This is a genomic window from Kineosporia mesophila (genome assembly GCF_021129235.1).
In the GTDB taxonomy this organism is placed as follows: Bacteria; Actinomycetota; Actinomycetes; order Actinomycetales; family Kineosporiaceae; genus Kineosporia; species Kineosporia mesophila.
The window spans coordinates 124,649-145,824 of sequence record NZ_JAJOMA010000003.1 but is presented as its reverse complement, the minus strand read 5'-3'; the positions used below and the strand labels follow the sequence as shown (position 1 = coordinate 145,824).

Below are 21,176 nucleotides of genomic sequence, written 5' to 3'. Positions count from 1 at the left end.
GCGTTCATTGGGGCAGGTGCTGCCGCGACTCGGAGATCAGCGACGGGGTCAGCAGCGGGCCGAAACGTTCTGCCAGGGATGCAATCTCGTAGCCGATCAGGCCCAGGTCGCAGTCGCCCTCGGCGACCACGCCCAGGCAGCTGCCGCCGGCGATCGCGGAGACCAGCAGGAATCCGCGGTTCATCTCGATCATCACCAGCTTGAGGCCGTCGAAGTCGTAGCGCCGGGCGGCCGAGCGCCCCAGGCTGGACAGGCTGGACACGATCGCGGCCAGGTGGTCGGCCTCGGTGCGGCTCAGGCCGTCGGAACTGGCGATCAGCAGCCCGTCGGACGAGACGGCCACGGCCTCCCGCACCCCGTCGGTGTTGTGCACGAAGTTGCCCAGCAGCCAGCCGAACTGATGCCGGTCGGTATGGGTGTGGACGCTCATCCTCTAGGACTCCTCTGACGTCGGGCGGCTGGAGGTGTTCGTGACCGTCCCGGTGGTACCGGGCCGGTCACCCTGACCGCCCTGCCCACGGCGCATCCCTGCGCGCAGAGCGGTCAGACGGGCGCTCACGTCGGCGGGCGAGTCGGCCAGGCCCGGCCGCCCCCGCCGGGAGCGTTCGGCCGCCGCGTCCAGGTCGATGACCCGGCGCGGCGTGCGGGCCGGGCCGCCACCGTCCTGCCGCTGGCTGCGGGGAACCCGCTTGCGCAGGCCGTTCTGCGTGTGGTCGACAGGACCGGCACCCCCGGCGAGCGGAATGCCCGCGGTCTGAGGGGAGCCGGGCGGCGACACCCGGCGGGGCATTCCCGGGGTGCGGGCCTGGGCCGGCCTCAGGGACCCGGTCGGGCGGGTGCCCGAGGGTGGGGTGCCGGGAGCCGGCTTGGCCGCGGGCAGCCCCAGACCGGCGGCCGGGGTGCGCAGGTCGATGAAGTTACCGTTCGCGGGCCGGGAACCCGGCCCCCCACGGTCCTCGTCGTCGGCACCGGGGCCCTCGTGCGTCCTCTGCTCGAACTGGTGGGCCACCAGATCACCCGGCTTCGCCCACCGGGGAGTACCCGCGACGTGACCGGGCACGGGAAGATCGGCGGTCAGGCCCTGGTCGTCGAAAGCCTTTTCGTCGAAGGCCGGGTCGTCATCCCGGTGGGCCGGGGCCCGGCTGATCTCGGGGGCGAACCCGCGCTCGTCGAACCGGTCGATGACCGGCTCGATCACGGGTAGGTCCTGGGCCCGGGGGCCGGGCACCCCACCGATCTCGCTGATCTGGGCGTCGTCGACGAGCTCGCCCGGGTCGTCCGGCACCCGGGGGATGTCGTGCAGCGGGTCGTCGAGCGGGTCGAGACGGGGCAGGGCCAGCAGCGGGGCGGGCTGGTCGTAGTGCTGGACGACCGGCGGCTCCTGGAGCGAGCGCACCTCGACCGAGAGCGACGCGGCCAGCAGCGAGGCCGGCAGGATCACCCGGGCGGTGACGCCGGTGACCGGGGAGGGCAGCAGCTCGACCTGAACACCGGTGTCGCGGGCCAGTTTACCGACCACGAAGTGCCCCAGGAAGCGGGTCGGCGCGGCGATGAAGTCACCCTCGCCGCGCAGGCGGCTGTTGGCCACGCGCAGTTCCTCGGGGGTCATGCCGACGCCCTGGTCGGTGACGGCGATGAGGTAGCCGTCGGCGATCCGGCGGCCCTGCACCTCGACCTCACTGTCGGGCGGGGAGAAGGTGAGGCCGTTCTCGATCAGCTCCGAGAGCAGGTGCGCGATCGAGCCGATGGCGCTGCCCAGCACGTTGGCCTCGTCCACCCGCCGCAGCGCGACCCGGCGGTACTCCTCGACCTCGGAGACGGCGGCGCGGATCACGTCGGCGACCGGGACGGCCTGGGACCAGGTGCGCGGGCTGGACGCGTCGACCAGCACCAGCAGGCTGGAGGCGTTGCGCCGCATGCGGGTGGCCAGGTGGTCGAGCTCGAACAGGTTGGCCAGGGCGTTCGGGTCGACCTCCTCACGTTCGAGCGAGGTGATGAACCCGAGCTGGCGGCGGATCAGGTTCTGGTTGCGCCGGCCCAGGTTGGCCAGCGACTGGATGGTGTCGCGCCGCTGCAGGGCCTGCTCGGTGGCCAGTTCGTAGGCGGCCGTCTGGAGGTGGTCCAGAGCGGTTGCCACGGAACGGATCTCGTCGGTGGCGCGATCGGGGACACGCACGGTCTCCGGTCGTTGAGGCGGTGAGTCCGGGTCGGCGTTCTGCGCCCGGCGCACGGCCTCGGGCAGCCGGTTCACGGCCAGGTCGTCGGCCTCGGCGGCGAGGGAGGCCAGCGGGCGGGAGATGGACAGGGCGGCCAGCGTGGACAGGTACACCGAACCGGCGAAGCAGACCACCACGGCGACCAGCAGCAGCCCGATGCGACCGGCGGCCGCCTGCTGCAGGTCGTGGGCACGTTCCTGGATCTGCGAGCCGACGTGCTGTTCCAGCTGGTTGGCGTCGGCGAGCAGGGTGCCCATGCCTGACCACCAGGACTGCGGGTTGACGTTCAGGTGCCGGCCGTCGCCGGCCTCCAGCGCGGTCTGCTCGAACGACTGCACGACCTGCGCCGCACCGGTGGAGAAGATGAAGCTCAGCGACTGCTTCTGCCCGGCGGTCGCGTACTCGCCGAACTGGTCGAGCGAGTACTGGTATTCGGCCCGCATGTCGGCCAGGCGCACGAACTCGTCGCCGCTGAAGCCGCCCGCGGAGTAGACGCCGTTGAGGAAGGCGCGTTCCTGGGACAGACCCTCGATGCCGTGCTGCAGCGAGCGGAAGGCGGTCAGGCCGCGGCGCAGCTGGGTGTCGCCGCTGTTGCCGAGGCCCAGGTCGACGTCGGCCAGGCCGGCGATGCGCTCGGTGTAGTACTCGAAAGTGGCCGTACGTCCGGCACTGTCGGTGTTCTTGCCGGCGTCGGTGGAGGCCCGGATCGCGGTCAGCCCGTCGAGCTGGCTGAGGGCGGAGTCCACCCGGGCCCGGTCGCCGTCACTGTTGCCGACGAGCCCCTGCACCACCCGGCGCTGGCTGTCGACCTGGCTGCGGGCGGGTGCGAGCTCGGGGGTGAAGCTGCTGTTGCCACCCTGCACCGCGGCGGTCACACCACGCTCGGTCTGCAGGGCGCTGACCAGCTTCTGCACCTCCAGCGACAGGGTGACCGCGTCGGCGGTGGCGGCGGCGTCGCGGTAGCTGCCGATCTGCTGGGCCGACAGGATGCCCAGCAGCAGCAGGATCACCGCGGCGGGCAGCGCCAGGATGCGCGCGACGCGGCGGCCGATGGTGCTGCCGCCCGGGTCACCGGCCCGGTTACCGCCACGTCGCCCCGGGGGCGTGCGGTGACGCGGCTCGGGAAAGGCGGTGCCGGCCGAGGAGCCGGCTGGGTTCGCCGGATCCGGGGACGGTCCCGGCCGACCGGAGCCGAGTTGCGCCGGCTCGTGCTGGACCGCTGTCAACGGTTCCTCCGTGGCTGCTTTTTGGCCCGCCCGGCAAGAAGCACTTGCCCGGCGGCCCGACCCGTACGAATGGTTCGTAGCTGTGTGTAAAGGAGTAGTCGCGGCTGGATGTACTTAACCAGTCCTTCGCGCCTCTTGAACAGCCAAATGACGGAATTCGTTGGCAGAACGCGATTCTGGATGCGCTCCGGGTCATCAGGGGTGGCGGGAGTGAATGATGTCGCCTCGGATAACCTGATGTTTCGAACGAGATCCGGGTTCAATCCGATTGACGCTCGGCCGGTTAATTGCGGTTTTATCCCGGGTTAATTTCAGTGATTCGGAAATTGCCTCGAACCCGCGATGCCATGACAGTGCAACATCTGGGATCAGTGTTACGAATGATGTCTCTGGTAATGCTTCTTGTTAACCGTCGGTCAAAAGCCGGGCGTGCTTATTTCGGAATTCCCCGAATGCGCAAGGCGGGGGGTTGGGGCGACATCGGCGAACGATCCCGGGACTACCCGCAGTAGTGAGGCCTGATCACCTGAGGATCGAGAGGGGATCAGGCCCGGTCGGGCACGACCAGCCCGGACTCGTAGGCCAGCACCACGGCCTGCACCCGGTCGCGCAGGTCCAGCTTGGCCAGGATGCGCCCGACGTGGATCTTCACCGTGCCCTCGGACAGGTGCAGCTCCTGCGCGATCTCCCGGTTCGACCGGGCGGCGGCCACGAGCAGGAAGACCTCGCGCTCGCGATCGGTCAGCCCGGCGGCGGCGTCGCGGCTCGTGCGGCCCTCGCCGGCGTCGTGCCGGTCCGGGGGCAGCAGGGTGACCAGGCGGCTGATCAGCCGGGTGGTGGTGGTCGGCGCGAGCACCGACTCGCCCCCGGCCACCGTGCGGATGGCGCCGATCAGCTCGTCGGTCGGCGCGTCTTTCAGCAGGAAGCCGCTGGCGCCGGCCCGCAGCCCGGCGTACACGTACTCGTCCACATCGAAGGTGGTCAGGATCAGCACGCGGGCGGACGGATCGGCCTTCAGGATCGCCTCGGTCGCCGAGATGCCGTCCATACCAGGCATTCTCACGTCCATGAGGACGATGTCGGGCTTCAGTGCCGATGCCATGCCGACCCCGGCCCGGCCGTCGCCGGCCTCACCGACCACGGTCATGTCGTCCTCGGCGTCGAGGATCATCCGGAACCCCATACGCAGCAGCTGCTGGTCGTCGACGAGGAGAACCTTGATCACAACGCCACCTGTTCACTCACTCCGGCAGAACCTCGATGCGGGCCCGGACCCGCCAGCCGGCCGGGGACATCGGTCCCGACGCGACCTCACCACCATAGGCGTGCACCCGCTCGCGCATGCCCGTCAGGCCCCGCCCGCCCCCACGCTCGGGAGCCGGTTCCGCGCGGCGGCCACCACCGTCGTCCTCGATCAGGACCAGGACCTCGTCCTTCCCGAACGACAGCTCGACCCGGGCGCTCGCCCCGGCCCCGGCGTGCTTCAGGGTGTTGGTCAGTGACTCCTGAACCAGACGGTAGAGGGTGAGCTGGACGCCCGAGCCCGCCACCACGTCCTCCATTTTTCCCGTGACCTCGTACGACACCGGCAACCCGGCCGCCCGCACGTTCTCCAGCAGGGCATCGATGCCGTCCAGGCCGGGCACCGGGGCACGCTCGGGCGGATCGGCGCCGGAGCCGCCCGGGGCCGGGGCGTTGCCGTCGAGCACCCGCCGGGTCTCGGCCAGCGCCTGTCGCCCGGTCGCCGAGACCTGCCGCATCACCTCGGCCGCCCGCTCCGGCGCCTTCACCGCCGTGCGGGCGGCCGCGTCGCTGAGGGCCACCACGACGGTGAGGTGGTGCGCCACGATGTCGTGCATCTCCCGCGTCATCCGGGCCCGCTCGGTCTGTACGGCCAGCTCGTGCTGCTGGTCCCGCTCGCGCTCCAGGCGCTCGGCCCGGTCTTTCAGCTCGGCCAGGTAGGTGCGGCGGGTGCCGGTCCACAGGCCCAGGCCGATCGCGGCGGCGGTCGCGGCGAACGTGAAGATCACCGAGTCGGTCAGCGTGACCTGCGGCGACGTGTTCAGCGTGGTGATGAACACGATGTCCAGGCCGACGGCGGCGATTGCGGCCCGCAGCCGCGAGCGGTACGCGGCCACCGTGTAGAGCGCGACCAGCAGCGCCAGGTTCGGGCCGGTGACCTCGCTCCACAGCGGCACGGTGGAGAACAGGGCGGCCAGCGTCCAGAACACCGGGGTGGGACGGACCCGGCGCAGCACCAGCGGCAGGCAGCACAGCATCTGGATCACGGCGGAGGTGTCGCTCAGCCCCCGCACGTCGGCCCGGACGACGAACGTGGACATCACGAGCAGCGTGACCACCACGTCGAACGCCCAGGAACGCCTGCTCATGCTGCTCATTCTCGCCGCTTCTGCACAGCTGCTACACGTCGACCCGGCGCAGGCGCCACGCGGCGAAGCCGACCAGCACGGCCGTGTAGACGCAGAACACCCCGAAACCGGTCCACGGGGCCAGGGACCCGTCACCACCGTTACCGAAGACGGCCTGCCCCGCGGTGTTCGGCAGGTACTTCATGATCGGGTCGGCCAGGCTCGAGGGCAGCAGGCTGAACAGGGGCGGCACCACGAAGAACACGGCGACCAGGGTGGAGATGCCGGCGGCGGTGTTGCGCAGCAGGGTGCCCAGAGCCATCGCGAAGATCCCGGCCACGGTCACGTACAGGGGCACGCCCACGATCGTGCGCAGCACACCGGTGGTACCCATCGCGACGTCGAGGTTCTGGCCCGCCAGGACGGCCTGGGTCACGAGGAACGCCACGAACGACGCCACCAGCATCACGGTGAAGGTGACGGCCGTGAACACCGCGATCTTGCCCCACAGCACGGGCAGGCGCCGGGGCACGACCGTCAGGCTGGCCCGGATCATCCCGGTCGAGTACTCGCCGCTGATCAGCAGCACCCCCAGGACCCCGGTGGCGAGCTGGGCGAAGGTGCTGCCCTGGGCGCTCGCGGTGACCGGGTCGAAGAGGGCGCGCTGGCCGGCGTCCATCGTGTCCCACTGATTGACCATCACGGCGCTGAAGAGTGCGGCGATGCCGATCAGGAGCCCGACGGCGGCCACCAGGGTCCAGACGGTGGAGCGCAGCGAGCGGAACTTGATCCACTCCGAGGCGACGACGCGGGACTGGGTGACCCTCACCGGGTTCCCGGTGCGCTCGATCATCGTGGTGCTCATACCGCCACCTCCTGCTTCATCTGGTCGACGGGCTGGTTCCGGTACTCCACGGCGTCGTGGGTGAGCTGCATGAACGCCTCCTCCAGCGAGGCGGTGCGGCTGGTCAGCTCGTACAGCGGCAGGTTCGCGTGCCAGGCCGCGGTGCCGATCTCCTGGGCGGTGAGGCCGAAGACCTCCAGCACGCCCTGCTCCTCGCTGGTCACGGTGATGCCCGGGCGCAGCAGGGCCTCCCGCAGTCGCGGGGCCTCGGGGGTGCGCACGAGCACGCCGTTACCGGTGGCGCGGGAGACGAACTCGTCGACCGTGGTGTCGGCCACCAGCTTCCCCCGGCCGACCACCACCAGACGGGTTGCGGTCTGGGCCATCTCGCTCATCAGGTGCGAGGAGACGAACACCGTGCGCCCCTGCGAGGCCAGGGCCTTGAGCAGGTTCCGGATCCACAGCACGCCCTCCGGGTCCAGGCCGTTGACCGGCTCGTCCAGGATGACCACGCGCGGGTCGCCGAGCAGCGCACCGGCCACGCCGAGGCGCTGGCCCATGCCCAGGGAGAACCCGCCGACGCGCTTCCTGGCCACCTCGGCCAGCCCGACCATCTCGATCACCTCGTCCACCCGCCGGGCCGGCACGCCGTTCGTGGCGGCGAGCGCGAGCAGGTGGTTCCGGGCGGAACGGCCGGTGTGCACGGCCTTGGCCTCCAGCAGGATGCCGAGCTCGGCCATCGGGGCCGCCGACCGGCGGTAGTCGGCGCCGTTGACGCGCACGCGACCGCGAGTGGGCTCGTCGAGGCCGGCGATCATCCGCAGGGTGGTGGACTTCCCGGCGCCGTTCGGGCCCAGGAAACCGGTGACGGTTCCGGGCTGCACGGTGAAGGTGAGGTCGTCGACGGCGACCTTGTCGCCGTACTCCTTGCGCAGGTTCTCCACTTCGATCATGGCTACGAGCCTAGAAATGGTGGACGTCGGTGCGCGTCTGTCTGTCGGCACGCCTTCGGGGCCGGCCGGGTAAGGCTGACGGGGGACGTGGGTATGCCTCTGGTCGTACGCGGCCGGTCGCTGGAGGCCCGGGTCAGCGGACGGCGTGCCAGGTGGTCAGGAGCCAGGGCAGGGCGAGGGCGCCGGTGGGGACGGCGATCAGGGCCAGGGCCCCAGCGTAGACGGCCGCGGCCAGGCCGGGCGGGGCGACGGAGACGGGCGCGTCGACGAGACGGCGCAGGCGGGGGAGGACGCCGAGGCCGGTCACCTCGGCCTTGTCGCTGCTGCCGGCGCTCTTCTGCCCGGTCAGGGGGGTGGGGGAGGCGGGGCTCTCCAGCGCGGTGCTGCTGCCCAGGGTGGCGAGGGCGGCGATCAGGGGCTGGGGGCCGTGCAGGCGGCGGGCGGCGTCGTCGGCGAGCAGTTCCACCAGCACGGCGGACTGCTCCAGCGCGGCCTGGGTGCCGGCCCGGCGCCCGGCGGCCTCGTAGAGCACGGTGAAGAACTCCAGCAGCAGGTCGTGCCGGGCCCGCAGGTGGGCGCGCTCGTGCTCGATGACGGCGGCGACCTGTTCGGGGGTCAGGTCACGGAGGGCGGCGTCGCTGATGACGACGCGGGCGTCGCGGCCGGGAAGGCAGTAGGCGTAGGCGGTCTCGCCGCTGCTGAGGACCCGGATGTCGTGGGCGTCGGGCATGCCGGTGCCGGCCAGCAGGTCGACCAGGTCGCGGTGGCGGCTGCGGTGACGCCGCAGCCGGCGGGCCACCTGGATGCCCACGTAGTTGAGTTTCACCAGGGCGACCACGGTGAGGACGAGCAGACCGGCGGCGATCGCGAGGTGCAGGGCCCCGGTGGCGTCGATCCCGGACAGGGACGCCGGGCGCTCACCGGCGCGCACGGCGGCGTCGGGCAGCAGGAGGCTGAACACCAGGGCCTGGATGGTGGCGAGCGAGGCCCCGAACACGGCCAGCAGGGCGGACACGGCGACGGCCTGCCACAGCACCACGGCCGGCCGGGGCACGGTCAGCAGCCACCGGGCCCGCGCGAGAACGGCCGGCACCGGCCAGATCAGCGTGATCGCGAGCAGCCAGAGCCAGGCCGCGGTGGTCACGGAGCGCGTTCCGGCGAGCTTCCACCACTGAGGGCGGCCTTGAGAAGTTCGGTCTCGTTGGCGGACATCCGCCCGACGAAGTGCAGCAGCGCCGCCTGTCGCGCCTGCGCGCCACCGACGTCACCCAGCGCGTCCATCATCAGTTCGGCGGCCATCTGCTCGCGGGACTCGGACGCGGAGTACAGGTGTGCCTTGCCGTCACGGGTCTGGCTGGCGAGGCCCTTCCTGGCCAGCCGCTGGAGCACGGTCATCACCGTGGTGTAGGCCACGTCGCGCTGCTCGCCCAGGGCGGCGTGCACGTCGCGCACCGTCATCGGGGCAGGGGACGCCCACAGGCGGTCCATGACGTCGCGTTCGAGATGGCCCAGGCTCACGTCGCTCATCCTACCTTTGTGCGGCTCCAGGTACGAGGGTTCGTAGTACGACAGCGAGTCGTACTACACTCTGTCGTAGATGGGCCGTAGGGTTCATCGTCCCGAACCACTTCGCCACAGGTCCCCGTGCAGGTGCGTGCCGGCGGGTGGAACTCAGAAGGGTCAGCCCCGTGGACGTCACAGATCTCGCCCGGCTCCAGTTCGCGGTGACGACGGTCTACCACTACCTGTTCGTGCCCCTGTCGATGAGCCTCTCGCTGCTCACCGCCGGATTCCACACCGCCTGGCTGCGCACCCGCCGCGACGACCTGAAGCGGGTCACGGTGCTCTGCGGCCAGCTGCTGCTCATCACGTTCGCCGTCGGGGTGGTCACCGGCCTGGTGCAGGAGTTCCAGTTCGGTCTGGCCTGGAGCAGTTTCGCCCGCTTCTACGGCGACGTGTTCGGCCCGACCCTGGCGATCGAGGGCATGCTGGCCTTCTTCCTGGAGGCGACCTTCCTCGGCCTGTGGTTCTTCGGCTGGGACCGCCTGCCGAAAGGCCTGCACCTGGCCACCATCTGGGTCGTCGCCATCGGCACCCAGCTGTCGGCGTTCATCATCCTCTCGGCCAACTCGTTCATGCAGAACCCGATCGGCTACTCCATCGATGCGCAGACCGGCCGCGCCGAGCTGAACGACTTCTCGTCCCTGCTCTTCAACCAACTGAACCTGGCCGCCTACCCGCACGCCGCGTCCGGTGCCCTGATGACCGGTGGTGCCCTGCTGCTGGCCATCTCGCTGTGGAACCAGCTGCGCCGTCCCGGTGTCGACCGCGCCGCCGTGCGCGTGCTCGGCCGGGTCGGGGCCTGGGTGGTCGTCGTCGGTGGCGCGCTCGTCTCGATCACCGGTGACCGGCTCGGCGTGGTCATCTCCGAGGTGCAGCCGATGAAGATGGCGGCCGCCGAGGCCCTCTACACGACCACGACCGGAGCCCCCTTCTCCCTCTTCTCCTACGCCGGGCCGGGCGAGGCCGAGCCGTCCATCCAGATCGACATCCCCGGCCTGCTGTCCTTCCTGGTCACGCACGACTTCCACGGCACCGTCCAGGGCATCAACGACCTGCAGGCGCAGTACACGCAGCAGTTCGGCGAGGCCAACTACGTGCCCTGGGTGCCCGTCGCGTTCTGGTCGTTCCGGCTGATGATCGGCGTCGGGATGAGCGCCGCCGCCCTGGCCGCGCTGTACCTGTTCGTCACCCGCAGGGACCGCGACCTGCCCGCCTTCCTGCGCCATGCGCGCCTGCGCCCGGTCGTGGTGTTCGTCCCCGCGGTCATCGGACTGATGCCGCTGGCCGCCAACGCGATCGGCTGGATCTTCACCGAAACCGCCCGCCAGCCCTGGCTCGCCTTCGGGCTGTTCCGCACCGAGCAGGGGGTCAGCCCCGGCGTCACGGCGGCCGAGGTGATCATCTCGATCGTCGGATTCACCGTCGTCTACGGCATTCTCGCCGTCGTCTGGGTGCGCCTGATGTGCCGCCTGGTGCGTTCCGGGCCGGGATCGGGGGAGACGGAGCACCACGCGCCGGAGGCGTCCTCCGACGGCGACAGCGATGGTGACGGCGACAGCGACGGTGACCCTACCGAAACCGGTCCCGACCGCGACGACGCGCGCCTCGTCCTCACTTACTGATTGCCGGAGAAGGCTTCTCATGAATCTACCCGTGATCTGGTTCGGCGTGATCATCGCCGCCTGGGTGCTCTTCTTCGTGCTCGAGGGTTTCGACTTCGGGGTCGGCATGATCGCCGGCCTGGCCCGTCGCCCCCTGCACGAGCGTGACGCCGCCGTCCGCACCATCGCCCCCACCTGGGACGGCAACGAGGTGTGGCTGGTCGGCGCGATCGGCCTGATGTTCGCGATCTTCCCGGACTGGTACGCGTCCGTGCTCTCCAGCCTCTACCTGCCGATGGTGCTGATCCTGCTGGCGCTCGCGGCCCGGGGGGTGGCCCTGGAGTTCCGTGGCAAGTACCACGGCGAGGGCGAGGAACGCTGGAAGGACCGCTGCGACGCGATCATGGCCTGGTCATCCCTGCTGGTCGTCGCGCTCTGGGGCGCCGTTGTCGCGGTGCTGGCCCGGGGCCTGGCGATCGACGAGCAGGGTGAGGTGATGGGCGGTGGCTGGAGCCGCAGCATCGACCCGCTCCTCACCTGGGAGGCCGCGGCCGGTGCCCTCGGTGCCGTGCTGGCGGCCCTGCTGGTCGGGGCGCTGTTCCTGTCGCTGCGTACCACCGGCCCGCTGCGCGACTGGTCGCGCGGGCTGGCCGTGCGCACCGGAAGTGTTCTGGCCGTGGGAACTCTCGCGGTCGCGGTCCTCAGCGGTCAGTTCGTGGTCGCCGTGCTCGTGGTGCCGGCGGCCGTGGCCGTGGCCGGAGCCCAGCTGCGCCGCGAGGGCCTGGCCTTCACCGCCGGGGCGGTCACCATTGCCCTGGCCACCGTGCTCGGACTGGCCTGGCACGCGCCCACCCTGGTGCCCAGCACGCTGGACGCCACCTGGTCGATCACCATGGACAGCGCCGTCACCTCGGACTTCTCGCTCGAGCTGATCAGCTGGGCCGCCCTGTTCATCATGCCCGCCGTGGTGATCTACCAGGCCTTCTCCTACTGGATCTTCCGCAAGCGCATCAGCAGCGCCCGGGTGACCACGGCATGAGTACATCTCCGGCTGCTCCGGTCGTGCCGCGCCCCCGCGGCCCGGTGGACATCCGCGTCTTCCGGCTCGTCCCGACCCTGCGCCGCGACGCGGCCGGGCTCGGCGCGCTGGCCGCCCTCGGGGCCCTCGCGCTGCTCGGCCAGCTCGTCGCCGCGGCCTGGGCGGTCACCGTGGTCGAGGCCGGGACGTCGCCCTGGCCTCCGCTGATCGCTTTCGTGGCCGCCACTCTCGTGCGCAGCACGCTGCGGTTCGCCGAGCCGGTGCTCACCGCCCGGGCGGCCGGGCGGGCCCGGGTCGCGCTCGGGGCCGCTCTCGTCGGCTCGGCGCTGCGCCTGTCCCCGGACCAGCTGGCGGACGCCGGTCCGGGCCGGGTCTCGGCGCTCGCCACGAACGGTGTCGACTCGCTGGAGAAGTACGTCACCCGGTACCTGCCCGCCGTGATTCCCGCCGTGCTGCTGCCGCCCGCGGTGATCGTGATCCTCGCGGTGCTGGACCCGCGCTCGGCCGTCGTCGTGGTGGTCACCCTGCCCCTGATCCCGCTGTTCGCCGTGCTCGTGGGCCGGCTGACCGAGCGGCGCTCGGTGCAGCAGTGGCAGCTGATGTCGAAGCTGTCCTCCCATTTCCTCGACGTGGTGCAGGGTCTCGTCACCTTGCGGGCCTACCGGCGGGCCGACCGGCAGGTCGAGGTGCTCACCGCGGTGGGGGAGCGGCACCGGGCGGCCACCGTGCGGGTCCTGCGTATCGCGTTCCTCTCCGGCACCGCGCTCGACCTGGTGGCGACCCTGTCCGTGGGTCTGGTCGCGGTCGAGGCCGGGCTGCGGGTCGCGGCGGGTGATCTGGGCCTGGGTACCGCGCTCGTCGCCATCCTCGTTGCTCCCGAGGCCTATCGCCCGGTCCGTGAGCTGGGGGCCCGGTTCCACGAGAGTGCCGATGCCGCGGCTGTTCTCGACGAGGCCTCGGTACTGGTGGACGATGTTCGGGCCCCGGTCGTTCCCGTTGCCGGAGTTTCGCTCCCGTCGGGTGTCGCGCTGGTCGCCGACGGTCTCACGGTGCGGGTGCCCGGGCGGTCCGAGCCGGTGCTGTCGGGGGTCGGACTGTGGGTGTTCGCGGGGTCGATCACGGCGATCGTGGGACCCTCGGGGGCCGGGAAGACCACCCTGATCCGGGTTCTCGCCCGGCAGCGGACCCCGGAATCGGGCTTCGTGAACGGCGCCGACCCGGTCTACCTTCCGCAGCGTCCCAGTTTTCCCCTGGCCCGCACGCTGCGGGAGGCGGTGACGGTGGCCTGGCCGCAGGCCCCTCGTGAGGTCGTCGAGGCGGCCCTGCGGGATGCGGCGGCCCGGGACTGGATCGATGCCCTGCCCGCCGGGCTCGACACGGCCCTCACCGAGGACGGACGTGATCTCAGCGCCGGCCAGCGTCAGCGTCTGGCGCTGGCCCGGACCTACGTACACGCGGCTGCGCACGAGGTCCAGGTGGGGGCCGCCGTGCTGCTGCTCGACGAGCCGACCGCCCACCTCGACAACGTCACCGAGCAGGAGGTGCTGGCCGGTCTTCGTCGTCGCGCCGACGGCGGTACCGCGGTCGTGATGGTTGCGCATCGCCCGGCGGCGATCGCGGCGGCGGATGAGGTGACGCATCTGTGGGGGAACACGTCCCGGGTGACCCTGCCCGGTACGGACGTGGCTGCTGATGGTTCGTCGGCTGCTCCCGGTGTGTCCGGGGTGGTGAGTCCGGTCGACCGGGCGGTGGTGTGGTCGCAGGTGGAGGAGATCGCGCCGGTGGGCGTCCCCGAGGGGGGTTCGGCCGGGGCCGGGGGGAGTCTGCCGGGTCTGGTTCCGTCTCCCCGCCCTCGTGCGGAGTCGGCGTCCTTGGCCGCCCCGGCGTCCTTATTCGGGGGCGATAACAGGCTTTCGCAAGGAGGAAATGGAATTTCTTCGAGCAACAACAGTCCCGTAGGTTCCTCCTCGGACGCTCCGGCACAGAAGTTTCAGGACGACGCCGTGCTACCGGGCTTCGGCCGGGCCTGGGCCGACGCCCGGCCCGCGCGCAGCTGGATCCCGGCCCGCCTGCGAACCGCCTCGATGAACCTGGCCGTGGTGCTGGGAACGCTGTCGTCGTTGTCCGGTGTGGCCCTCACCGCAGTCGCCGCCTGGCTGCTGACGAAGGCCTCCGGGCAGCCACCGATCCTGACTCTCACCGTGGCGGTGGTGGGGGTGCGGCTGTTCGCCGTCACGCGTCCTCTGCTCGGTTATCTGGACCGGCTCGTGGCCCACGACGTGGCGCTCGCCGATCTCGGCCGGCTGCGGGCCCGGGTCTACGCCGATCTCGTTCCGCGGGTGCCCGGTCCGGCCCTGCCCCGGCGCGGTGACCTGCTGACCCGTCTGGTGGACGACGTCGACGCGGTCGGTGACACCGTGCTGCGCTGGCGCCGCCCGGTGACCGTGGCCGCGGCCACGCTGGTCGTGGCGCTGCTCGTCGCCGCGATCATCGACTGGACCGCCGCGCTCGCGGCTCTGCCCGGGCTTCTGCTGGCCGGGGTGGTCGCACCGGTCGTCGCGGGCGCGGGAGCCGATCGGCGGGCCGAGCGCACGGCCGAGGCGAAGGCCGGCTATTCGCAGACCGTGGTCGAGGTGCTGGCCGGGAGCGAGGACGTGAAGGCGCTCGGCATTCTGTCGACGGGCGTCGAACCGGTACGCGCGGCTGGTCGCCACGCCACCGAGGCCGACCGGGTCCAGGTGCGCCGCAACGCCCTGGCCGAGTTTCTGCGGACAGGCGGCGCAGGCCTCGCCGTGGCCGGGGTCATGCTCGTGACCACCGGCATCACCGGATCCACCGGACTCACCCTCCAGCAGGTGGGTGTGCTCGTGCTCGGCACCCTGGCCCTCTCCGACGTCACGGCGACCCTGCCCGACGCTGTCAACGCCCGTACCCGAGGACACGTCGCCCGGCGCCGTCTGGCCCAGGTGCTCCAGACTCCGGCGGCCAGTGTCGATGCGGTCGCGGATTCTTCGGTCGGGGAACCGGTTCCGGCCGGTCCGGGCATCGAACTGAAGTCCGTCGTCGCGAGCTGGGACCCGGCCGGTGCTCCGGTGCTGAACGGTCTGAACCTGGCCGTGCGCCCGGGGCGCCGGATCGCGGTGCAGGGGCCGTCCGGGTGTGGCAAGTCGACGATGGCGGGTCTCGTCCTGAAGTTCCTCGACCCCCGGGAAGGTCAGGTCAGCCTGGCCGGCCGGGATTACCGGACCCTCGCGGGTGACCGGGTGCGGGAGAGCGTCGGACTGGTCCCGGACGACGACCACGTCTTCGCGAGCACCCTGCGGGAGAACCTGAAACTGGCGAAACCCACGGCGAGCGATGGTGAACTGCGTGTCGTGCTGACCCGGGCCCGGCTGGGGAACTGGTTCAACGCCACGCCGGGCGGACTCGACACCTGGCTGGGGGAGCGGGGTGCCACGATGTCCGCCGGTGAACGTCGCCGGCTGGCCCTGGCCCGCGCCCTGCTGGCGGACCGGCCGGTGCTGGTGCTCGACGAACCCGCCGAGAGCCTGGACACCGAGACCGCGCAGGCCGTGCTCACCGACCTGCTCGACGCCTCCTCCGGGAAATCCGTGCTGCTGGTCACTCATCGGGCGGAGGGTCTCGACGCGATGGACGCCGTGCTGCACCTGGAGAACGGAAGTCTCGGAGAAGCAAGCATGGAGAACGGAAATCTGGAGGAGGGCAGCCTGAGGCGTCGATGACGAGCGCATCGAGTCGCTTCCGGGAAGAGGGCCGGTCCGGCGTGACTACAGCTGGTACTTGAAACCCGCGTGCGACTGGACGAAACCCAGCCCGCGATAGAAGCGGTGGGCGTCCGCACGGGTGAGGTCGGACGTCAGCTGGATCAGATCGCAACCCCGCGAACGGCATTCGTCGATCGTCCACCGCATCAGGGCCGATCCCAGGCCGGCCCCGCGCTCGGTGCTCGACACGCGTACGGCCTCGACGACGGCCCGGGTCGCCCCGCGCCGGGACAACCCGGGGATGAAGGTGATCTGGGCCGTGGCCAGCACCGTGCCGTTCCGCTCGCCGACGACGAGCAACTGGCCGGGGTCTTGTTCCACCCGGGTGAAAGCCTCCTCGTAGAGCGGAAGATCGTCGGGGCTCTCGCGCTGCGCCCCGAGCCGGTCGTCGGTCAGCAGGCCTACGACGGCGGGGACGTCGAGAAGGGTTGCGCGGCGGAACCGGATGTCAGTCATTGTCCCGAATCTTCAGAAGTGGACTGGCTCATCGCCAGCCGTGGCGGCCCGGTGGATCCGGTTCAGGCGGCCAGGACCAGCAACCGGCCGGCTGTGCCGTAGCCCGCCCCGGCCGGGGCCACGAGCGGCAGATCATCGATGGGACCGGCGGTGGCCGCGACGATCGAGGGCCGGCCGAGAGGCGGGTCAACCGTCGTGAACGGCACCTGCGCCCCGACCGCCCGGCCGCGTACTGCCACGGCACGGCCCAGGGAGCAGGCCAGTATCACGCAGGCCGCCAGAGCCAGAACCACGAATTCGACGAACATGACAGTTTCCTCCTGATGCCGGCCGGCGGCGCCGTACCGTTGCCCGGCTTCCAGCATCTGTCGGCACCGACCCTCAAAGCGTCACCCCGTGGGCCGAATTCGGCGGTACCTGAGTACCGGCGTCATCCTCCGGGCGGACAGCGACGGGCCGGGGTATACCCGGACGGCGGATGGCCGTCACGGCTACTCCCAGCAGGAGCACCAGCCCGCCCAGCAGTTCGAACGGGCCCGGCTGCTCGTGTTGCACCAGCCAGGCGGTGATCAGCCCGACCACCGGCACCAGCAGGGTGAACGGCACCACCTGGGCGGCGGCGTACCTGGCCAGCAGCGTGTTCCAGATGCCGTATCCGACCAGCGAGGCGAGCACGGCGGTGTACAGCGTCGACATCACGTTGCCGAGCGTGATGTGGGTGAGCGCGTGGCCCACCTCGGCCGGCCCGTCGATCAGCAGGGAGAGCAGGGCCAGGGGGACGGGCACCACGATCGCCGACCACACCGTCATCGCCAGCCCTGACTTCACCGCGGCCCGGCGGCTCAGCACGTTGCCGCACGACCAGCTCAACGCCGCGCAGACGGCCAGGGCCAGGCCGGGCAGAGGCGTCTCGGCGGATCGGCCGACCGCCACGACGACGAGCCCGATCGCCCCCAGCATCACCCCGATCAGGGCTTTGAGACCAGGACGTTCACCCAGCACCCCGGCCGCGATCACCACGGTCCCGACCACCTGGGCCTGCAACACCAGGCTGGCGAGCCCGGCCGGCATACCCGCGTCCAGCGACAGGTAGAGGAAGGTGAACTGGCCCAGGCTGAGAAAGGTGCCGACCAGCAGCAGGGTGGGCCAGGGAACATCCGGGCGGGGCAGGAGGAACAACGCGGGGAGCAGCACCACGACGAACCGCAGGGCGACGAACAGTAGAGGCGGGAATCCGGCCAGTCCCTCGTCGATGACGACGAAGTTCATGCCCCAGATCACTGTCACCAGGACAGCCAGGAACGAGTCGCGAGTGGTCACGGACTCACGATGGACCGGGCGACCATGTACGTCCATCGAGTATCGCTGCCGGGGAATCGGTAGCATTGCTTCATGATGGATCTGGTGGCCCTGCGATCCCTGATCGCCGTCGACGTGCACGGCACGGTCGCGGCCGCCGCGAGTTCCGGCGGATACACCCCGTCCGCGGTGTCGCAGCAGATCAAACGGCTGGAGAAAGACCTCGGGGCGGTCCTGCTGGAGCGGGTCGGGCGAGGCGTCGTGCTGACCGAACAGGGGCGCACGCTGGTCAAGCACGGGCAGGGGATCCTGCGCCGGGTCGAGGCCGCGACCGCGGGCCTCAGCGCCGACCAGGGCGAACCGTCGGGGCCGCTACGGATCGTCGCGTTCTCCACGGCCGTACGTGGCCTGGTGGCACCCCTGCTGGCCGACCTGGCCCGGACCAGCCCGGCGCTCGTGCCGGAGCTGTTCGAGCGCGACCCTTTCGAGGCGCTCGACGCCGTGGCCGCCGGGCAGGCCGACATCGGGCTCGTGCACCACTGGGTGGGCGTGCCGCTGCACCGTCCGGAGTACGTCGCCGCGCAGCTCGTCGGCTTCGACACCGCCGATCTGCTCGTGCACCGCGACCATCCGCTGGCCGGGGCGGAGATGGTCACGCCCGCCGACCTGGTCGACGAGCCCTGGGCCTCGACCCCGGTCGGCACGATCTGCCACGGCTGGTTCCTCTACATGTTCACCGGTTTCGCCCGTCCGCCCTCGGTCCGGTTCTGGTCGTTCGAGTTCGCCTCGCAGTTGCGGCTGGTGCAGGAAGGGGTCGCGGTGGCCCTGGTGCCCCGCCTGGGTCGTGGGGCATTGCCCGACGGGGTGATCGCGGTGCCGGTCTCGGGTCCGGCCCCGACCCGGGTGATCGAGATGATCTGGCGGGACTCGATGTCCGCCAGCCCGGCCGTCCGGCATGTGCGTGACCGGTGTGTCTCCGTCTTCGCCGACCATGCCGAGGTTTTCGACCCGTCACTCTGAAAGCGTTACCGGTGAGTGAATGAGAGTCATTATCAAATTATCCGCTATGGTCTTCCGGCGGGCAGGCGCCCGACAAGAGACCGACGGCACTGACATTCGACGGGGGACGGCAAGATCATGGGTGAGGTGAAGATCCGGGCGGCAGGGCCCGCGGACCTGGCCGGCGCGGCGGCGTGCATGCGTGAGGTGCTTGATCGCGACATGGGTGGCTACCAGGAGCGCTGGCACCGCGACATCGACGACCTGGCGGTGACCTATCTCCAGGCGCCCCGGGCCGCGCTGTTCGTCGCGGTCGAGCACGGCGAGAATGAGGGACGCGTACTCGCGACGACCGCTGTCCGTCCCTGTCATCTGGTGTCGCCGCCCAACCCGGAATGGCTCGCAGCCCGCTACAACGGCCCGGAGACCTGCCAGCTCGTGCGGGTCTGGGTGCGCCCGCAGGCGCGCCGTCGGGGGCTGGCCCGGCGGCTGGTGGCCGAGGCGTCCGCCTGGGCCACCGAGGTGGCCGGGTACGACACGGTCTACCTGCACACGGACGCGGGAGTGCCCGGTGCGGAGGCGTTCTGGCGCTCGATGCCGACCGTCGAGGTCCACGACGCAAGACCCGACCCGTTCAACACCGTGCACTTCGAGATCGACCTGCCGAAGATCGCCGGGCGACCGGGCAAGGGGGCAGAACAGCGGTGATGCGGCGCGAAGGACCGGCAGTGGCTGGTGATCTCGTTCTCCTGGACGATCGTTCGGTCGACCAGGCCTACGCCGAGCAACTCGCTGACCGCGTGGCCACCATCTACGAAAGCCTGCGGGGGCAACCGGGGCTGGCCCCGTCCACCAGGGTCGATCGGCTCTTCACCGAGCTGGTCGAACTGTGCGGTGACGACGGCGGCGACCTGTCGCCGAGGGCGGCCCGGGTGCTGGGTGACGAGCGCATCGTCTCCCGCCTGGCCGGCCTGCACGAGCTGTGCGCCGAGGGCGAGTACCTGATGGAGACCCACTGGTCACGTCGTATCGCCGCGGCCGGCCGGCCGCGGGAGGTGCTCGAGCAGTTCCCGTACATCGGCAACTACCGGGAACTGACCCGGCTGGAGATCAACCTGCTGCGCTGTTTCGGCGTGGAGCCCGGAAAGGCCCGGCGCATCTGCTTCCTCGGCGCGGGGCCGCTCCCGCTCAGTGCCCTCTGCCTGCACGAAGAGCTCGGGGTACCGGTGGACGTCGTGGATCGGTCCACCGAGGCCGTCGCCTTGGGATCCGCCTGCGTGAACGCGCTGATCGGCCCGGGTGCCGTGCGGTTCCACCGGGCCGAGGCGGCTGAGTTCGAGCAGGTGGCGGACGCCGACGTGGTGGTGCTCGGAGCCCTGGCCGGCCTGGAGCCGGAGGCCAAGAACGCCATCCTGGCCTCGCTCCGGCAACGGCTGGGTCCTGGTGCGGTACTGCTGGTGCGCAGTGCGGCCGGGCTGAGACGGCTGCTCTACCCGGCCGTGGGCACCCACGAGCTGGGCGGATGGGAGCGGCTCGGGGTGCTCCACCCACTCAACGACGTCATCAATTCGGTCATCGTCCTGCGTCGCCCGTAATCGTCGTCCCGCGCACGACCACGGTGCCAACCCTGGTCAGCGCGGCGATGTCGGCCCGGGGATCGCCGTCGACGACCAGGAGGTCGGCGTCGGTACCCGGCCGCAGGCGTCCCTTCGTGGATCCCAGGCCGCAGGCCTGCGCCGACACCGAGGTGGCCGTGGCGATCGCGTCGTCCGTGGCGATCCCGGCCCCCACCAGTTCGGCCACGGCATACGCCACGATGCCGTGCGGTTTCGCGGAGTGGATCCCCGCATCGGATCCGCTGATCACCGCAACGCCCTGCCGGTGAAGCTTCTCGACCTGGACGAACCGGTGGGCGGGCACCAGGCCGGTGCGTTGCGTGACTTCCTGCGCCTGCGCCGAGGGCCGGCTGCCCGGGATCCGCCCGAACGTCGGCCCGATGTGAATCCCTCGGTCCCGCAGCCGGTTCGCCAGATCGGGCGGGGTCTGAACCCCGTTCGTCGTCAGGCAGGTGCAGTGCTCGATACCCCGCACCCCGGTGTCGATGCAGAGATTCACGGCATCCAGCGAGTGCGCGTGGGCGACCACCGGAAGACCATGACGGGCAGCCCGTTCCACCACCAGGGCGAGGTCCTCGGCGGAGTACTGCAACGACAGCAGATCCGACCCCGGCGTCATCGCGCCACCACTGACGACGATTTTCACCAGGGGCGCTCCTCGTTCCGCCCGCTCGTCCACCGCCGCGGCCAGTTCCGCAGCCCCGGCGGCCTCTCCACCCATCGCCGCGCAGTGCCCACCCGGTGTCGTGATCGGAGGCCCCGACGCCACCACCGCCGGTTCGCCGGGCGACGAGACCCGCTCCAGCACCGACCAGCGGTTGTCGCCGAGGTCCCGCACGGTCGTCACCCCGGCCCGGGCCTGGGCGAGCAACGACGCCCGCACCACCTGTTCCCGTTCCTCGGGGGACCGGTGCACGTCCCGCCCCAGAGCCCCGTCCCGCCCGTCCGCGATCAGGTGCACATGCGTGTCGATGAGCCCCGGCAGCAGCGTTCCACGGTCGTGCCGCCGCACCTCGAAACCCTCGGGAGCGGGCCCCTGACCAGCACTGACACTGACGATCGAGGCACCCTCGGTGAGTACGGTCGCGCCGTCGGGCCAGAACCGTTCCCCGTCGAAGGCCAGTGGTGCGATGTGGGCGACACGCTCCGGGCTCGGCATGGAGTTCAGTCTCATAACGGGGCGTACCGTAATCAAGCGTTCACATCGTGA

The 21,176-nt window shown here is 71.0% G+C and carries 18 protein-coding genes; 6 read left to right on the top strand and 12 right to left on the bottom strand.

All coding sequences use genetic code 11. The features are described 5' to 3' along the window. Nucleotides 1-4: 4 nt before the first annotated feature. From LR393_RS05625 to LR393_RS05590, 8 genes are all read right to left on the bottom strand, one after another. On the bottom strand, nucleotides 5-430 hold the full coding sequence (locus LR393_RS05625) for a roadblock/LC7 domain-containing protein (protein WP_231482109.1): 426 nt from the start codon (nucleotides 428-430) through the stop codon (nucleotides 5-7). 3 nt (nucleotides 431-433) lie between these two features. After that, a complete protein-coding gene (locus LR393_RS05620; RefSeq protein WP_231482108.1) occupies nucleotides 434-3,442 on the bottom strand; it encodes a sensor histidine kinase in 3,009 nt (1,002 codons plus the stop codon). A gap of 544 nt (nucleotides 3,443-3,986) precedes the next feature. After that, nucleotides 3,987-4,667: a response regulator gene (locus tag LR393_RS05615; RefSeq protein WP_231482107.1), complete on the bottom strand. Its 681-nt coding sequence runs from the start codon at nucleotides 4,665-4,667 to the stop codon at nucleotides 3,987-3,989. 16 nt (nucleotides 4,668-4,683) lie between these two features. Further along, nucleotides 4,684-5,832: a sensor histidine kinase gene (locus LR393_RS05610; protein ID WP_231482106.1), complete on the bottom strand. Its 1,149-nt coding sequence runs from the start codon at nucleotides 5,830-5,832 to the stop codon at nucleotides 4,684-4,686. 31 nt (nucleotides 5,833-5,863) lie between these two features. Continuing rightward, nucleotides 5,864-6,676, bottom strand: coding sequence for an ABC-2 transporter permease (locus LR393_RS05605; protein WP_231482105.1), 813 nt, complete (start codon nucleotides 6,674-6,676; stop codon nucleotides 5,864-5,866). Then, nucleotides 6,673-7,608 carry an ABC transporter ATP-binding protein gene (locus LR393_RS05600; RefSeq protein ID WP_231482104.1) on the bottom strand — a complete coding sequence of 312 codons (936 nt, stop codon included), beginning with the start codon at nucleotides 7,606-7,608 and terminating at the stop codon, nucleotides 6,673-6,675. Before LR393_RS05600 ends, LR393_RS05605 begins: the two co-directional genes overlap by 4 nt. Nucleotides 7,609-7,741: 133 nt before the next feature. Next, the gene (locus LR393_RS36195) at nucleotides 7,742-8,752 is read right to left on the bottom strand and encodes a M56 family metallopeptidase (RefSeq protein ID WP_231482103.1); all 1,011 of its coding nucleotides are present in this window, start codon (nucleotides 8,750-8,752) and stop codon (nucleotides 7,742-7,744) included. Further along, complete coding sequence (locus LR393_RS05590; protein ID WP_231482102.1) at nucleotides 8,749-9,135, bottom strand: BlaI/MecI/CopY family transcriptional regulator; 387 nt, start codon at nucleotides 9,133-9,135, stop codon at nucleotides 8,749-8,751. The genes LR393_RS36195 and LR393_RS05590 overlap by 4 nt, the downstream gene beginning before the upstream one ends. Nucleotides 9,136-9,296: 161 nt before the next feature. Here LR393_RS05590 and LR393_RS05585 point away from each other — a divergent pair, with 161 nt between their 5' ends. From LR393_RS05585 to cydC, 3 genes are read left to right on the top strand one after another with little or no spacing between them, the layout of a single operon-like run. Beyond that, on the top strand, nucleotides 9,297-10,793 hold the full coding sequence (locus LR393_RS05585) for a cytochrome ubiquinol oxidase subunit I (protein WP_231482101.1): 1,497 nt from the start codon (nucleotides 9,297-9,299) through the stop codon (nucleotides 10,791-10,793). A gap of 19 nt (nucleotides 10,794-10,812) precedes the next feature. Further along, complete coding sequence (cydB, locus tag LR393_RS05580) at nucleotides 10,813-11,811, top strand: cytochrome d ubiquinol oxidase subunit II (RefSeq protein ID WP_231482100.1); 999 nt, start codon at nucleotides 10,813-10,815, stop codon at nucleotides 11,809-11,811. After that, nucleotides 11,808-15,554, top strand: a complete 3,747-nt coding sequence (gene cydC, locus LR393_RS05575) for a thiol reductant ABC exporter subunit CydC (RefSeq protein WP_231482099.1) — start codon at nucleotides 11,808-11,810, stop codon at nucleotides 15,552-15,554. Before cydB ends, cydC begins: the two co-directional genes overlap by 4 nt. Nucleotides 15,555-15,599: 45 nt before the next feature. On the opposite strand, the gene LR393_RS05570 is transcribed toward cydC, so the two are convergent. The 3 genes from LR393_RS05570 to LR393_RS05560 all read right to left on the bottom strand — a co-directional run bounded on the left by LR393_RS05570 (nucleotide 15,600) and on the right by LR393_RS05560 (nucleotide 17,372). Then, nucleotides 15,600-16,052 carry a GNAT family N-acetyltransferase gene (locus LR393_RS05570; RefSeq protein WP_231482098.1) on the bottom strand — a complete coding sequence of 151 codons (453 nt, stop codon included), beginning with the start codon at nucleotides 16,050-16,052 and terminating at the stop codon, nucleotides 15,600-15,602. 62 nt (nucleotides 16,053-16,114) lie between these two features. Then, entirely contained in the window at nucleotides 16,115-16,360 is a 246-nt protein-coding gene (locus LR393_RS05565) for a hypothetical protein (RefSeq protein ID WP_231482097.1), read from the bottom strand. Between the two features lie 73 nt (nucleotides 16,361-16,433). After that, complete coding sequence (locus tag LR393_RS05560) at nucleotides 16,434-17,372, bottom strand: EamA family transporter (protein WP_231482096.1); 939 nt, start codon at nucleotides 17,370-17,372, stop codon at nucleotides 16,434-16,436. Nucleotides 17,373-17,444: 72 nt separating this feature from the next. On the opposite strand from LR393_RS05560, the gene LR393_RS05555 reads away from it, so the two are divergent. From LR393_RS05555 to LR393_RS05545, 3 genes are all read left to right on the top strand, one after another. Beyond that, nucleotides 17,445-18,371: a LysR family transcriptional regulator gene (locus LR393_RS05555; protein WP_231482095.1), complete on the top strand. Its 927-nt coding sequence runs from the start codon at nucleotides 17,445-17,447 to the stop codon at nucleotides 18,369-18,371. A gap of 117 nt (nucleotides 18,372-18,488) precedes the next feature. Next, nucleotides 18,489-19,058, top strand: coding sequence for a GNAT family N-acetyltransferase (locus tag LR393_RS05550; RefSeq protein WP_231482094.1), 570 nt, complete (start codon nucleotides 18,489-18,491; stop codon nucleotides 19,056-19,058). 20 nt (nucleotides 19,059-19,078) lie between these two features. After that, complete coding sequence (locus LR393_RS05545) at nucleotides 19,079-19,945, top strand: nicotianamine synthase family protein (RefSeq protein ID WP_231482093.1); 867 nt, start codon at nucleotides 19,079-19,081, stop codon at nucleotides 19,943-19,945. Here the strand turns inward: LR393_RS05545 and LR393_RS05540 are convergent. Next, nucleotides 19,923-21,125, bottom strand: a complete 1,203-nt coding sequence (locus tag LR393_RS05540) for an amidohydrolase family protein (protein ID WP_231482092.1) — start codon at nucleotides 21,123-21,125, stop codon at nucleotides 19,923-19,925. The two genes, LR393_RS05545 and LR393_RS05540, sit on opposite strands and share 23 nt — an antisense overlap. Nucleotides 21,126-21,176: the final 51 nt, after the last annotated feature.